The sequence below is a fragment of the Sphaerimonospora cavernae genome, assembly GCF_042435035.1.
GTDB classification, from domain to species: domain Bacteria; phylum Actinomycetota; class Actinomycetes; order Streptosporangiales; family Streptosporangiaceae; genus Sphaerimonospora; species Sphaerimonospora cavernae.
In genome coordinates this window covers 319135-332910 of record NZ_JBHMQT010000003.1, presented here as the reverse complement: position 1 = coordinate 332910, position 13776 = coordinate 319135, and the positions used below count along the sequence as shown (strand labels likewise).

11 protein-coding genes are annotated in these 13776 nt (G+C 70.6%); 6 read left to right on the top strand and 5 right to left on the bottom strand.

Annotated elements, in window-relative coordinates; genetic code table 11:
• Positions 1-5: 5 nt before the first annotated feature.
• The gene (locus ACFHYQ_RS02025) at positions 6-398 is read right to left on the bottom strand and encodes a hypothetical protein (protein ID WP_394299667.1); all 393 of its coding nucleotides are present in this window, start codon (positions 396-398) and stop codon (positions 6-8) included.
• Here ACFHYQ_RS02025 and ACFHYQ_RS02020 point away from each other — a divergent pair.
• Positions 306-2339, top strand: a complete 2034-nt coding sequence (locus ACFHYQ_RS02020; protein WP_394299638.1) for an HNH endonuclease signature motif containing protein — start codon at positions 306-308, stop codon at positions 2337-2339. The genes ACFHYQ_RS02025 and ACFHYQ_RS02020 overlap by 93 nt on opposite strands.
• A gap of 41 nt (positions 2340-2380) precedes the next feature.
• Here the strand turns inward: ACFHYQ_RS02020 and ACFHYQ_RS02015 are convergent, their stop codons facing one another.
• The 3 genes from ACFHYQ_RS02015 to ACFHYQ_RS02005 are packed head-to-tail and all read right to left on the bottom strand — an operon-like array spanning position 2381 to position 7031.
• Entirely contained in the window at positions 2381-4834 is a 2454-nt protein-coding gene (locus ACFHYQ_RS02015; RefSeq protein WP_394299305.1) for a VIT domain-containing protein, read from the bottom strand.
• Positions 4831-5526 (bottom strand): MerR family transcriptional regulator, encoded by a 696-nt coding sequence (locus ACFHYQ_RS02010; RefSeq protein WP_394299304.1) that lies wholly within the window; start codon positions 5524-5526, stop codon positions 4831-4833. The genes ACFHYQ_RS02015 and ACFHYQ_RS02010 overlap by 4 nt, the downstream gene beginning before the upstream one ends.
• 32 nt (positions 5527-5558) lie before the next feature.
• Entirely contained in the window at positions 5559-7031 is a 1473-nt protein-coding gene (locus ACFHYQ_RS02005; protein WP_394299637.1) for an FGGY family carbohydrate kinase, read from the bottom strand.
• Positions 7032-7220: 189 nt separating this feature from the next.
• On the opposite strand from ACFHYQ_RS02005, the gene ACFHYQ_RS02000 reads away from it, so the two are divergent.
• Positions 7221-8246: a 6-phosphofructokinase gene (locus ACFHYQ_RS02000; RefSeq protein WP_204010252.1), complete on the top strand. Its 1026-nt coding sequence runs from the start codon at positions 7221-7223 to the stop codon at positions 8244-8246.
• Positions 8247-8421: 175 nt separating this feature from the next.
• Entirely contained in the window at positions 8422-9636 is a 1215-nt protein-coding gene (gene thiI, locus ACFHYQ_RS01995; RefSeq protein ID WP_394299303.1) for a tRNA uracil 4-sulfurtransferase ThiI, read from the top strand.
• 6 nt (positions 9637-9642) lie between these two features.
• On the opposite strand, the gene aroF is transcribed toward thiI, so the two are convergent.
• Positions 9643-10707, bottom strand: a complete 1065-nt coding sequence (aroF, locus tag ACFHYQ_RS01990) for a 3-deoxy-7-phosphoheptulonate synthase (protein WP_394299302.1) — start codon at positions 10705-10707, stop codon at positions 9643-9645.
• Positions 10708-10991: 284 nt separating this feature from the next.
• Here aroF and ACFHYQ_RS01985 point away from each other — a divergent pair, with 284 nt between their 5' ends.
• Genes ACFHYQ_RS01985 through ACFHYQ_RS01975 form a run of 3 tightly spaced genes read left to right on the top strand, consistent with a single transcriptional unit; the run spans position 10992 to position 13593 of the window.
• Positions 10992-11639 (top strand): molybdopterin-dependent oxidoreductase, encoded by a 648-nt coding sequence (locus tag ACFHYQ_RS01985; RefSeq protein ID WP_394299636.1) that lies wholly within the window; start codon positions 10992-10994, stop codon positions 11637-11639.
• A 27-nt stretch (positions 11640-11666) separates the two neighbouring features.
• Positions 11667-12815, top strand: coding sequence for a sensor histidine kinase (locus tag ACFHYQ_RS01980; protein ID WP_394299301.1), 1149 nt, complete (start codon positions 11667-11669; stop codon positions 12813-12815).
• A gap of 49 nt (positions 12816-12864) precedes the next feature.
• Positions 12865-13593: a LytR/AlgR family response regulator transcription factor gene (locus ACFHYQ_RS01975; RefSeq protein WP_394299300.1), complete on the top strand. Its 729-nt coding sequence runs from the start codon at positions 12865-12867 to the stop codon at positions 13591-13593.
• Positions 13594-13776: the final 183 nt, after the last annotated feature.

Sequence of the window (13776 nt, the reverse complement as noted above, 5' to 3'; positions counted from 1 at the left end):
CACTTTCAGACGCGGCATTCACGAACGGTGTGACCTTGAACGGTGTGTGTCCGGGTGAGCGCGACGCCGGCATGGTCGACGGCACCGTGGATGGTTCCGCTGCCGGCCTCGGGACTGACCACGGGGCCGGGCGCGCCGATGATGAAGCCGCCCAGCCCGCAGATGGCGCCCAGGCCCAGGATGGTCAGCAGGATGGGGACGGTGGTGCGGGGGCGTCGTGGCCGTTGGTGAGTCAGGTCCGGGAAAGTGCGTTGGCGTTGGCGTTGATTGCGGTGCCGGACTCGCCGCAGCAGTGTCTGGCTCAGATGGAGGAGTTGGCGTTCGCGCGGGATCGGTTGGAGGCGGCGGTCGCGGCCCGGGTCGCGCGGGTGCATGCCGCTGGAGCCGCTCGTGAGCATGGGCATGTCTCCACCAGGACCTGGCTGCGGTCGGTGTGTGGGATGAGTCGCCGGGCGGCGAACCGGATCGTGGCCCTCGGCGGCGAGCTGGACCGGTTGCCGGAGGTCCGGCGGCGCTATGCCGCGGGGGGCTTGACGGAGGGGGCAGTGTCGGCGATCTGCGCGGTCACCGCGGGGTTGAGCGACGAGGACGCGGTCAAGGCCGAGCGGATTCTGCTGGAGTTGGCCGATTCGGCCGGGTCGGAGGAGATCGCCAAGGCGGGGCGGTATCTGCGGGCGGTGTTGGATCCCGATGGGGAGATCAAGGACGCGAACGCCGACTACGACGCGCGGTTTCTGCTGTTGCGGGAGACCGGTACGGGTGGGGTGGAGGGGGAGTTCCGTCTGCCGCGGGAGGCCGCCGCCCGGCTGCGGGCGCTACTGGACGCCTATGCCAAGCCCAGGGCCAAGGGTGATGATCGGCCGCTTCGGGTGCGTAACGCCGACGCGTTGATCGCGCTGCTGGAGCAGCAGATCACCGCCGAGTTGCTGGTGGTTGTCAACGCCGAGTCCCTGCCCGACGACCCCGTCTCCGGCGATCCCACCCCCGGCGATCACGCGCCCACAGACGACACGGTGATGCACCACGTAGTCGGCGATCTCCTGCCCGACGGCGCCACCACAGCCGACAGCACCACAACTGAGGATCCCGCATCCGTAGACCGCGTAGCTGATGATCGCATGCCTGCTGATCAAGTGTCCGGTGACCTCGGTGCCCCCGCCGCCGATAATGCCCCACTCGGCGACAGCGGCGTCGACGGCCAACGCGACAGCCGCAGATCTGACGACAACAGGACCGAAGACAGCGGCTCTGAAGGCAGCGGCTCTGAAGACAACGGAACTCGTGATCTCGCACCTGAGGGCCTCGCCTGCCGGGAGCGTGACACCGGAGATCTCGTGCCGGGAGGCTTCGCGCCCGACGGCCTGATAGCAGGGGATACCGGCACTGGGACCGGCACTGGGACCGGCACCGGGACCGGCACCGGGACCGGGAATGGCGACGAGTCGGGGAGCGGCAGCGGCACGGGGATCGGCACCCAGGCCGGTGACGGCGGCGACGCCGCAGGCACCACCGGTGTCGGCCCGACCCGGGCGAATCCCATCACCGGCCCTGCCACCGTCGGTCGAGGAGACCCTGACGAGCAGAGCCCCCCGACGCAGACCGATCCGGCCATAGGCGCTCCCGGCGATCACGGACTGGACGATCCCAGCAGGGACGCCCCCGTCGGATGTGATCACCGCAGGGACACACCTGACAGGGACAGACCCGGCAGAGACGATCCCAGGAGGGGCGCTCGCGGCGGGAGCGGCAGCGCCGACATGATCGGCAGCCCAGACGTCTCCGATGGAGGCGACGACATGGACGGGACCGATCGAGCCTATGATCCCGGACCCACGGACCGCGAACGCATGAACCGCGAACGCATGGACCGCGGGGGCACGCCCTTCGAGGTCGGGGACTGGCCATGGCAGGTCGTGCTGCGGACCCTGCCCGGGCTGCTGCTGTCCACCGGGCACCTGCTGCCGATCACCGACGTCCACCGCCTGGCCCGCACATCCTCTCTCATCCGCCTGATCATGAACGCCCAAGGGCAGGTCCTGGACATGGGCCGCAAAGTCCGGCTGGCCACCCCCGCCCAGCGTCGCGCCGTCCTGGCTCGTTACGCCACCTGCATGGTGGACGGCTGTCCCCTCCCGGCGAGCATGTGCCAGGTCGATCATGTGGACAACTGGAGCGACGGCGGCCGCACCGACCTCGCCAAACTCGGCCCCACCTGCCAACATCACAACCGGGACCGCTACCGGCACCCCGACCGCTACATACGCCGCCAGATCGGCCCCGACCGCTGGGCCTTCACCTACATCGGCCCCTCCCACAATAGGAAACACCGGCGCGCATGATCGACCTACACGGACACGGCAGTTGCGAGGAGTGAGTCGCGTCAGGAACGCTTCCAGAAGGCCCGGGAACCGGAGGCGCTCGTGAGCGCGGTCAGCATGTCGATCACCCGCCGCAGCAGGTCGTCCGGCCGGGTGCCGGGCCGCTCCGCCCTCTCGAGATCCTCGGCGAGGGCGGACAGCTCGGCGTGGGCGCCGGCCATGTGGGCGATCACCCGCAGGCGGCTGCCCAGATCGGCCAGGTAGCGCCGGAACTCCCGCTCGGGCAGCGTCGTCTCCACCGCGCGGAGCCGGGCCAGTTCCTCGGCCAGCAGCGGCCGGACGGCGTCGAGATTGGTGACGAGAACGACGTCGAGATCGGTGTCGAGTTCGGTGTCGAGTTCGGTTTCGGGCGAGTGTGGGGCCTCGTGCCCAGGGGCTACCGAGGACCCACGACTGGGCCGGCGGACGGAGCCGGCGGGAGGCGGCGGAGCGAAGGCGATCGCGGCCTCGGCGTCCATTGGGCCTGACATTGGGCCTGACATCGGGCCTGACATCGGGCCTGTCATCGGGGCCGTCATGGGAGTGCTGGCAGCCATCAACCTGACCGCTCCCAGCGCCATCGGCGCGCCCATGGGCATCTCCCAGCCGGACGGTGGCTCCACCGGCTGGATCACGTGGTGCTCCGGGCGGCCGTCGGCGGTCACCCGCGAGTCGACCGCGACGAACGCGGTGAAGCGGCACAGCACGCCGAACCGCAGTGACGTCGTCACGATCCGATCCTCCAGTGAGTGATCGCCGGCGGCGTACCGGTCCTCCAGTTCCCGCAGGTGCGCCCGGGCCCACACCGCCCGTGCCGCCGGGCTGTCGGCATGGTGACCGGTCACCCGCCGCTCCCACGGCTCGCCGTCCGCCGTGAGGCCCCGTACGGTCATCGTCCCGGACGGCCGTCCCCGATAGCGGCCGGAGACGGTGAGGGGCACGCCGGGAAAGAGCGAGCAGATGTCCGTGACGGTGCCCGGGACGAGGTCGAATCCCCCAGGGTTCGGCGGTTCGGGACGCACCGCGATGTCCGTGACCAGTGGCGCGCCGATCCTGCGGTGGATGTGCTCCATCGCCTCGTCGAGCCGGTCCTCCGACTCGACCAGTTCGCAGCGGCCGGTGCCGAGCAGGGCGAGCCTGCCGAGGAAACCGGCGTTCACCGCCCGGTCGATGCCGACGGTGTGCACGCGGACCCCGCCGAGCCTCCCCACAGCTCGCTCCAGGATCTGGTCCTCGTTGCCCACCTGGCCGTCGGTCACCAGGACGAGCACGCGATCCCGCTCACCGGCCCGCTCACCGGCAGCGGCGCTGAGCAGGCCGAGCGCCTCCTCGATGGGCGAGAGCATCTCGGTGCCGCCACGCGCCTCCAGCCGGGCCAGATGCTCCACCGCGCGGTACCGGTTGCGGTCGGAGCCGTCCACCAGCCCGCCGGGAAAGGCACGCTCGACCACGCTGTCGAACGCCAGCACGGCGAAGCGGTCCCGCATGGTCAGCGTGTCGACGATCCTGGCCGCCGCCCGCCGGGCCGCCACCATCTTCCAGCCCATCATGCTGCCCGACCGGTCGAGGAGCAGTACCACGTCGCGAGGCATGCCCGCGGCCGAGGCGTCCGCCGGCGGCACCACGGTCAGCGTGAACGTGCCCTCCCCGTCATCGTCGCCGTCGTCGGCGTCGTCGGGCACCAGGGCGAGTGAGGTGGATGCGTCGAACGCCAGGCGCAGGATGAAGTCGCGGTCCAGCCGCTCGCCGGGCCGAAGGCTGATCGTGTCGCCCTCACGGACGACCTCGTGCAGGCTGGAGCGGATCTCCCGCAGGCCCAGCCCGGCAGGATCCACCGTCGCCGTGAGCGACAGCCGTACCGGATTGGGGAACCCGGGGAGCAGCACCGGCGGGGAGATCCGGGACGCGTCGGGCGCCGCGTCGGTGTCCGGGATCACGCCGGAACCGGCAGGTGGCCCGTCCAGCGGGACCCCGGGAACGTAGCGCGGGGCCACGACCAGCGGGAAGCGGAACTCGGCGGCGCCGTCTTCGTACGGCAGCGGCTGGCTCAGCGTGAGCCGTACGGTGACCCGCTCCGCGGGCGAGAGGTTGCCGACGCGGATGGTGAAGACGTCGGGCCGGTCCTCCTCGGCGATCGCGGCACGCCTGCCCTCGGCGAGGGCGCGGTCGTAGTCGGCCCGCGCCTGCGCGCGCTCCTTGAGCAGGCCCTCGATCACCCGGTCGTCGGCCTCCATGCGGAACGCGGTGACCGCCGCCCTCGGCGGCAGCGGGAAGACGTACGTCGCCTCGAGCGAGACGTCGAACGGGTTGCGGAACGTCTGCGTCACCTCGACCCCGGCGACCAGCCCGGTCACGCGGGCCGTGACGTCGACGCTTTCGAGCGGCAGGTTGCCGCGTTCGGTCTCCAGGGCCCCGAGCCCGGCGTCCTGCGCCGGACGGCACTCCTCCGGCCGAAGATGCGTGATGGGAACGGTCATGGCGATTTCTTCCCTTCGCGGGTGAGACCGAGTTCGGTGAGGGCGGCCAGCAGCGGACCGGCCGCCAGGCGGATGGCGGCGGCCTCGTCCGGGGTGGGGGTACGGCCGGCCCCGTCGAGCATCACCGTCACCCCGGGTGTGAGCCGTACGCCGAAGACGACGCCGTCCGGTGAGCCGGCTCCGGCCGCCGGTTCCGTCTCAGGTGCCGGCGCCGGTGCCGCCATCGCGTGCGCGGCGGTGGCGGCGGTGGCAGCGGTGGCAGCGGTGGCAGCGGTGTCCCGGACCCAGAAGCGGTCACGGGAGGCGGGCGCGGCCTCGACCGGCGGATCGGCGGGGAGACCGGCGATCCGCTGGAGCATGGCGTCGGTCGCCCCGGCGAGCTCCGCCTGGATGGCCGCGATGGACAGGCCGTCGGCCTGACGGCGTTTCACCGCGACGAGTTGCAGCAGGTGGCGTCGCCCATAGATGGCGACCCTGCCCCGGCGGGCGAGTGGCGGGTCGAGCAGCCCGATCGTCGCGTACCACCGGATGAGCCGTTCGTTGGGCACCTCGCGGACGCGGCCGTTGACACCGCCGTCGCCACCGCCGGTGGCCATGCCGTCGGCGCGTGTGCCATCGACGGGTGGCCGCGATGGGGCGAGCAGGGCCGCCGCCCGCCGCGCCAGCTCGCCGATCGTCCACGTCTCGTCCATGGCTCCACGATGACACTGTCATCATGACACTGTCAATGTTCCTCCGCCGCCCAGCCGCGGGTCCGCTCGACCGCCCGCTTCCACCGGGCGTAGGCCCTGCCGTCGTCGGGAGCGGGTTCGAAGCGGCGGTCGAGCCGCCAGGTCTCGCGCAACTCCTCGGGGGAGGACCAGACGCCCGCGCCCAGCCCGGCCAGGAACGCCGCGCCGAGTGCCGTCGTCTCCTGGATGACCGGCCGCTCGACCGGCGTGCCCAGTTGGTCGGCCTGCAGACGCATGAGCAGGTCGTTGGCGCTCGCGCCGCCGTCGGCCTTCAGCACCGCGGTCTCGACACCCATCTCCCGGATGGCCTCGACGATGTCGCGCACCTCGAAGGCGATCGCGTCGAGGGTGGCCCGCACCAGGTGGGCGGCGCGGGTGCCGCGGGTGATGCCGAGGATGGTCCCGCGGGCGCCGGGATCCCAGTACGGCGCGCCGAGCCCGGTCAGGGCCGGCACGAACACGACGCCGCCGGAGTCGGGCACGCTCGCCGCGGCGAACTCCGAGTCGCCGGCGGCCTCGATCAGTCCCAGTCCGTCGCGCAGCCACTGGATCGCGGCTCCGGTGACGAAGATCGACCCCTCCAGGGCGTACGTCATCTCCCCTGACGGCGACTGCCAGGCGACGGTGGTCAGCAGCCCGGCGTCCGACCGTACGATCCGCCCGCCGGTGTTGACCAGGATGAACGAGCCTGTGCCGTACGTGCACTTGACGTCGCCGGGGGAGAAACAGGTCTGGCCGAACAGCGCCGCCTGCTGGTCGCCGGCCACGCCGGTGATCGGCAGGTCGAGCCCGAGGAACGCCTCCGGTGAGGTCCGTCCGATCTCGCCGTAGTTGGGCACGATCCGCGGCAGCGCGGCCGGCGGCACGCCGAACAGGTCGCACAGCTCCGCAGACCAGTCGCCGGCCACGATGTCGTACAGCAGCGTCCTGGCGGCGTTGGACGGATCGGTGACGTGCCGGGTGCCGCCGGTCAGCCGGGCGATCAGGTAGGAGTCGACCGTGCCGACGGCCACATCTCCTGTCGCCGTGCCGTCCCAGGCGCGTGGGTCGTTCTCCGCCAGCCAGGTCAGCTTGGTGCCGGTGAAGTAGGGATCGAGGCGGAGGCCGGTGAGCTCCGACACGCGCGGCTCGTGCTCGCGCATGCGTTCGCAGATGGCGGTCGTGCGCCGGTCCTGCCAGACGACGGCGCGGCGCGGAGCGGCCAGCGTGGTGCGGTCCCACAGCACCGCCGTCTCCCGCTGGTTGGCGATCCCCACGCAGCACGGCCGGGTGGACGCGGCATCCAGGGCGGTACGGCAGGCCGCGAGCGTGGCCTGCCAGATCTCCTCGGGCACGTGCTCGACCCAGCCGGGATGCGGGAAGTGCTGGGCGAACTCCTCATGCCCCCGGCCGTCGATCCGCCCGTCCCCGGTCACGACAAGGGCGGTGACCCCGGTCGTGCCGGCGTCGATGGCCAGCACGCCCATCTCCCGTCCCCCACCGTGGGACACTGAGTGATTGGGAGTCGGCTGGGTAGGGGTGCTGGCCGTGGTGAGTTCTGTCACGTAACCTCGCTTTGGTCTATACCAATGTCGGTAGGCTGGGGCAGAATGCGGTGCGTCGACACGGCGTACCGAACCAGTCTGGCCGTGTATTCCCTTATGGAGGAACCCGTCATGCGCATTGGAGTCCTTACCGGAGGCGGCGACTGCCCCGGGCTGAACGCGGTGATCCGCGCCGTGGTCCGCAAGGGCATCGGCGTTTACGGGCACGAGTTCGTCGGATTCCGGGCCGGCTGGCGTGGCCCCCTCGAGGGCGACACCATGCCGCTCGACGTCCAGGCCGTCCGGGGGATCCTGCCGCGCGGCGGGACCATCCTCGGTTCCTCGCGCACGAACCCGATCAAGATCGACGGCGGCGTCGACCGGATCAAGGAGAACCTGGCCGCGGCCGGCGTCGACGCGCTGATCGCGATCGGCGGCGAGGACACTCTGGGCGTCGCCAAGCAGCTCTTCGACCGCGACGTCAAGGTCGTCGGCGTGCCCAAGACGATCGACAACGACCTCAACGCCACCGATTACACCTTCGGCTTCGACACCGCCGTGAACATCGCGATGGAGGCCATCGACCGCCTCCACACCACGGCCGAGTCCCACCACCGCGCCCTGATCTGCGAGGTCATGGGCCGCCACGCCGGCTGGATCGCGCTGCACGCCGGCATGGCCGCCGGGGCGAACGTCATTCTCATCCCGGAGAAGCCGTTCGACATCGAAAGGGTCTGCGCCTACGTCGAGTCCCGGTTCAAGACGCGGTACGCCCCGATAATCGTGGTCGCGGAGGGCGCGCACCCGCTCGAGGGGCAGATGACGCTGCAGGGCGGCGAGCTCGACGCGTTCGGTCACGTACGACTCGGCGGAATCGGCGAGATGCTCGCCAAGGAGATCGAGAAGCGCACCGGCAAGGAGGCCAGGACGACGGTCCTCGGCCACATCCAGCGCGGCGGCACGCCGACCGCCTACGACCGCGTGCTCGCCACCCGCTTCGGGCTCGGTGCGATCGACGCGGTCCACGGGGGCGACTTCGGCAAGATGGTCGCCCTGCACGGTACGGACATCGTCCGGGTGAGCCTCGAAGCCGCCACCGCCGAGCTGAAGACCGTGCCGGTGTCCCGCTACGAGGAGGCCGAGGTCTTCTTCGGCTGATCGCGCCGACTGATCGTACGGCTCCGTGATCGTACGGCTCCCGCCACCATCAGCGGGAGCCGTACGCGTCTCTACTCGGTCTTGTTCGGCGGCGCTGTTCGGCGGCGCTGTTCGGTGTGTGGCGGACTAAAGTAGTGGGCTCCCGCGTTGTGCTCTGCCGGAGGTAGGTAACGGAATGTCAGTGACGGCCGGATCGGCCCTGGGCGAGCCATGCGTGCTGCTCAAGCTGGGCGAAGTGGTCCTGAAGGGCAGGAACCGCGAGCTCTTCGAGATGCGGCTGCGGTCGAACATCAAGGGCGCGCTCAAGGACTACCGCGTCGAGGTCCGGCAGCGGCACGGCGTGATCGCGCTCTTCCTTCCCGAGGGGACCGCTGACGAGGTCGCCGAGGCCGTGGCCAAGCGCGTGTCCGACGTGCCCGGCATCGTGCTGGTCCATCTCGCCCGGCGGATTGCCAAGGACCCCGAGGCCATCACCAAGGCGGCCATCGAGCTGATCAAGGACTCCGACGAGGTGGCCAGGAACGCGCGCTTCGCCGTACGGTCGCGGCGCAGGGACAAGCGCTTCCCGCTGCGGTCCAACGAACTCGACCGTCTCGTCGGCGGCACGATCAACGACACCTATGGCCTGCCAGTGGACCTGAGTCGTCCCGAGCTGACCGTGCACATCGAGGTGGACAAGGACGAGGCGTTCCTGTTCACCGGGGGCCTGCCCGGGCAGGGCGGTCTGCCGGTCGGCTCCAGCGGGCGGGCACTGGCGCTGCTGTCCGGCGGCATCGACTCACCGGTCGCGGCCTACCGGATGATGCGCCGGGGTCTGCGGGTGGACTTCCTGCATTTCTCCGGCATCCCGTTCACCACCTCCGAGTCGATCTACAAGGCGTACGCGCTGGTCCGCAACCTGGACAGGTTCCAGGGGAAGTCGCGCCTGTGGGTGGTGCCGTTCGGCAAGGCCCAGCAGTCGATCAAGGCGTCGGGGCAGGACCGCCTCGCGGTGATCGCGCAGCGGCGGCTGATGCTGAAGACCGCCGAGGAGGTGGCGCACCGCATCCGCGCCGAGGCGCTCATCACGGGCGACTCGCTCGGCCAGGTCTCCTCGCAGACGCTCACCAACATCACGGCCCAGGACAACGCGGTCGACCTGCCGATCATGCGCCCGCTCATCGGCCTCGACAAGACCGAGATCATGGCGGAGGCGCGGCGGATCGGGACGCTGCAGATCTCCGAACTGCCCGACGAGGACTGCTGCACGTTGCTCGCCCCCCGCTCGGCCGAGACCCGCGCCAAGATCGAGGATCTCAAGCAGATCGAGCGGCGTCTGGACGCCGAAGAACTCGCCGTGCAGCTCGCCGACTCGATCCGCCCGTACAAGCTGGACGACTTCCAGCAGTAGACGCCGCTACACCGGGGTCGCGGCGGTGGACATCGCCGGAGACATCGCTGGAGAAACGGTGAGGGTGCGGTTCACCAGCGCCGGGAAGTCGCGCATGACGGTGGCGAGTTCGGCCAGGTCGCCGTCGACCAGGGCCTGGGGGCCGTCGCACAGCGCCTGCTCGGGGTTGGGGTGCACGTCGATGATCAGGCCGTCGGCCCCGATCGCGATCGCGGCCCGGGTCAGCGGCAGCACGAGGTCGCGGCGGCCGCCCGAGTGCGACGGGTCCACGATCACCGGCAGGTGCGACAGCCGCTGCACCACGGGTACGGCCGAGATGTCGAGGGTGTTGCGGGTCGCGGTCTCGTAGGTCCGGATGCCCCGCTCGCACAGCACGATGTCGAGGTTGCCGCGCTGGGCGATGTACTCGGCCGCCATCAGCCACTCCTCGATGGTCGCCGTCATACCCCGCTTGAGCATCACCGGCCTGCCGGCCGCGCCCACGGCCTGCAGCAGCGCGAAGTTCTGCGCGTTGCGGGTGCCGACCTGCAGCATGTCGGCGTACGACGCCACAAGCGCCACGTCGTGGGCGTCCACCACCTCGGTGACGATCGGCAGCCCGGTCTCCTCCCGGACGTCGGCGAGGATGCGCAGGCCCGCCTCGCCCAGGCCCTGGAAGGCGTACGGCGAGGTGCGCGGCTTGTAGGCCCCCCCGCGCAGCAGCGTCGCGCCGGCGGCCTTGGCCATCTGGGCCGCCTCCAGCGTCTGCTGCGGGGTCTCCACCGCGCACGGCCCGGCGATCAGCGTCACCGTGTCCGGCCCGATCGGCACCCCGCGCACGGTCACCGTCGACCGCTCGGGATGGTTGCCGCGGCTCACCAGCTTGTACGGTGCGGACACGCGCACCACGTCGGCCACGCCGCGCATGCCGCGCAGGTTCAGCGCCGTGAACTGGTCGACGTCGCCGATCAGCCCGATGATCGTACGGCTCACGCCCCGGCTGGCGAAGGCCTCACCCCCGGCCGTGGCGACGAGCTCGACGATCGCCTCGACGTCGTCCTGCGTGGCCTCGGGGGCCATGACGATGACCATGATCACTCCTTCTTCTGAGCGGACTTCTGGCGGGTATTTCCGTAACAAACAGAAGGCCCCGGGTCCATCCGGACCCGGGGCCTTCGTTCGCCTGGCTGTCAGCGCAGCGCTTGCGGGCGAGCGGTCCCCACGGGTCCGTCGCCATACCAAAACACGAAAAACGCAGAAGCGGTGCGCATGGTCGAAATATATCGCATGCCTCGTGTCCGAACAGGAGGGGCCCGGCGGAGGGGACCGGTGGGAACCGGTCAGAAGCCTGGTGGCAGGATGGCTGCGTGCCGGAGATTCCCGAACCGGAGATCCGTGACCCGGAGATACGTGAACCGGAGATACGTGAAGTGGAGACCCGCCTGCCCCCGGGCCAGTACATCCCGAGGGGGCGGCCGATCCTCCACTACGGCAGGGTGCCGGCGTTCCGCCCCCAGACCTGGCGGTTCCAGGTCTTCGGCGCCACGGCGTCGGGGGATGACCACAAGTTCACCTGGGAGGAGTTCTCCCGGCTGCCCCACACGACCGTGATGGCCGACTTCCACTGCGTCACCAAGTTCTCGATCATGGGGAACGAGTGGGGCGGGATCCCGGCGGCCGCGCTCCTGGAGCGGGTCCCGCCCGACCCCGGCGTGCGCCACGTCATGATCTGGGCCGAGTACGGCTACAGCGCGAACCTGAGATTCGGTGACTTCGACCGGCCGAGCACATTGTTCGCCACCGAGCTCGACGAGCAGCGGCTCACGCCCGAGCGCGGCTATCCGGTCCGTCTCGTCGTCCCCCATCTGTACGCCTGGAAGAGCGTGAAGTGGGTGCGCGCCATCGAGTACCTCCTGGAGGACCGGCGCGGCTTCTGGGAGGATCGCGGCTACCACAACATCGGCGACCCGTGGCAGGAGCAGCGCTACTCATATCAGGAGGACCCGGGCGACGGCCCACCCTGAGCTCTGCCAGCCGCTATTTTGGCCCGCGTGTCAACAGCCCTGTGTCTCACAGCCTTGTGGCTGCCGCTCTGCGGGATGTCCGCCCTCGCGGGGTACGGCCTGGGCCGACGGCGGGCCGGCCGCGACGGCCTGGCCGGGGAGGCGGGCGAGGCGGCCCATCTCGCCCTGCACATCGCCGGGCTGGCCGCGCCCTCGCTGCGGGCGGGCCTGAACCGCGATTCTGCGCGCCGAGCCGTACGGCACCTGCGTGCCCTGCTCGGCACGTCCGCGATGGCGATCACGTCCCTCGACCGGGTCCTCGCCCGGGACGGTGAGGGCGCGCCGGGGGATGAGGCGATCCTCGCCGAGGCCCGGGCCGCGGCGCGGGCCGGCCGGCCCCAGATGGGCGCGGGGGAAGGGGTCGCGGGGGAGGGGGTGGTGGTGCCGCTGATCGTGGCGGGGCGGATGATCGGCACCCTCGTGGCCTACGACGCGGAGGCCGGTCCCTCGCTTGTGCGTACGGCGACCGAGGTGGGCCGCTGGGTCTCCGGGCAGCTCGAACTGGCCGAGCTCGACTCGTCCCGGCGGCGGACGCTCGAGGCCGAGACGCGGGCGCTGAGCGCGCAGATCTCGCCGCATTTCGTCTACAACTCGCTGACCACGATCGCGTCGTTCGTCCGGACGGAGCCGGAGCGGGCCCGCGAACTGCTGCTGGACTTCGCCGACTTCACCCGTTACGCCCTGCGCCGCACCCGGGACTTCACCACGCTCGCCGACGAGCTGAGCTGCATGGACCGCTATCTGGTGCTGGAACAGGCGAGATTCGGCGACCGGCTGCGCTTCACTGTGCAGGTGGCCCCCGAGGTGTTGCGCGTCCCGGTGCCCTTCCTGTGCCTGCAGCCGCTGGTCGAGAACGCGATCAAGCACGGCATGCCCGGTGAGGTCCGGGTGGTCATCAGGGACGCCGGAGCCGAGGCGCACATCTCGATCGAGGACGACGGGGTCGGCATGGACCCCGAGCACGTGCGCGCCATCCTCGGGGAGGAGCCGAAGGGGATCGGGCTGAGCAACGTCGACCTGCGGATGCGCCGCATCTACGGCCACGATTACGGCCTCGTCGTCGACACCGCACCCGGCGCGGGAACGAAGATCCAGATCCGCATCCCCAAGACCCGCCCGCGGCCCACGCTGGTCTAGCTTCAGGTATCACTTGCGTAACCAGTCGGTTACAGGCACGGTGGTGGCCATGTTACGCGTCCTTGCGGTAGACGACGAGGTCCCCGCGCTGTCCGAGCTCGCCTATCTCCTCCGCCGGGACCCCCGCGTGGAGCAGGTGAAGACGGCGTCGGACAGCGGGACGGCCCTCCAGGACATGGTCCAGATGATCGCCGCGGGGGAACGGCTGGACGGGGTGTTCCTGGACATCCGCATGCCTGGCCTCGACGGTCTCGATCTGGCCAGGCTCATCGGTGGCTTCCCCATGCCGCCGAGGCTGGTCTTCGTGAGCGCCCATGACTGCGCCGTCCAGGCGTTCGAGCTGGAGGCCGTCGACTATCTGCTCAAGCCGGTGCGCCCGGAACGCCTGGCAGAGGCCGTACGGCGACTGGCGGCGGCGGTCGCGGCCGGTGAGGGGGAGACGGACCCGGACGACGTCATCCCCGTGGAGCTGGGCGGGCGCACGAAGTTCGTGGCGCAGCAGGACGTGTGCTACGCGGAGGCGCAGGGCGACTACGTGCGCCTGCACACGGCCGACGCCAACTACCTGGTACGGATGTCTCTGGCGGCGTTGGAGCGGCGCTGGGGCGGCTCGGGCTTCATCCGGGCACACCGCAGCACCCTGGTGAACGCCAGGCACGTGATCGAGATGCGGTTCGACGCCGGGCGGATGGTCCTCCAGGTGGGGGAAGAGGTGCTGCCGGTGAGCAGGAGGCACACCCGGCAGGTCCGGGAGTTGCTCGTCGGCCAGTTCCGTTGATCTTCGTGGCGCGCTACCGGGTTCTCCGGGACCGCTCGTCGCTCGGGATGGTCCGCTCGTCGCGATCGCCGGGGCCGTATGGCGCGAACTGGAGACCGCTCGTCTGAAGGGCCTCCCGGCGGCCTCATTACTCCTCGTAGTCTTTCGAGCGTTGCAAGACACGCCGCGTGGCCGACAAGGTGA

What these genes read in the sequence shown, in the direction of transcription:
- ACFHYQ_RS02020 (WP_394299638.1), top strand. Translation starts at nt 306, where the DNA reads ATGGAGGAGTTGGCGTTCGCGCGGGATCGGTTGGAGGCGGCGGTCGCG.
- ACFHYQ_RS02025 (WP_394299667.1), bottom strand. Translation starts at nt 398, where the DNA reads ATGCTCACGAGCGGCTCCAGCGGCATGCACCCGCGCGACCCGGGCCGC.
- ACFHYQ_RS02015 (WP_394299305.1), bottom strand. Translation starts at nt 4,834, where the DNA reads ATGACCGTTCCCATCACGCATCTTCGGCCGGAGGAGTGCCGTCCGGCG.
- ACFHYQ_RS02010 (WP_394299304.1), bottom strand. Translation starts at nt 5,526, where the DNA reads ATGGACGAGACGTGGACGATCGGCGAGCTGGCGCGGCGGGCGGCGGCC.
- ACFHYQ_RS02005 (WP_394299637.1), bottom strand. Translation starts at nt 7,031, where the DNA reads ATGGGCGTGCTGGCCATCGACGCCGGCACGACCGGGGTCACCGCCCTT.
- ACFHYQ_RS02000 (WP_204010252.1), top strand. Translation starts at nt 7,221, where the DNA reads ATGCGCATTGGAGTCCTTACCGGAGGCGGCGACTGCCCCGGGCTGAAC.
- thiI (WP_394299303.1), top strand. Translation starts at nt 8,422, where the DNA reads ATGTCAGTGACGGCCGGATCGGCCCTGGGCGAGCCATGCGTGCTGCTC.
- aroF (WP_394299302.1), bottom strand. Translation starts at nt 10,707, where the DNA reads ATGGTCATCGTCATGGCCCCCGAGGCCACGCAGGACGACGTCGAGGCG.
- ACFHYQ_RS01975 (WP_394299300.1), top strand. Translation starts at nt 12,865, where the DNA reads ATGTTACGCGTCCTTGCGGTAGACGACGAGGTCCCCGCGCTGTCCGAG.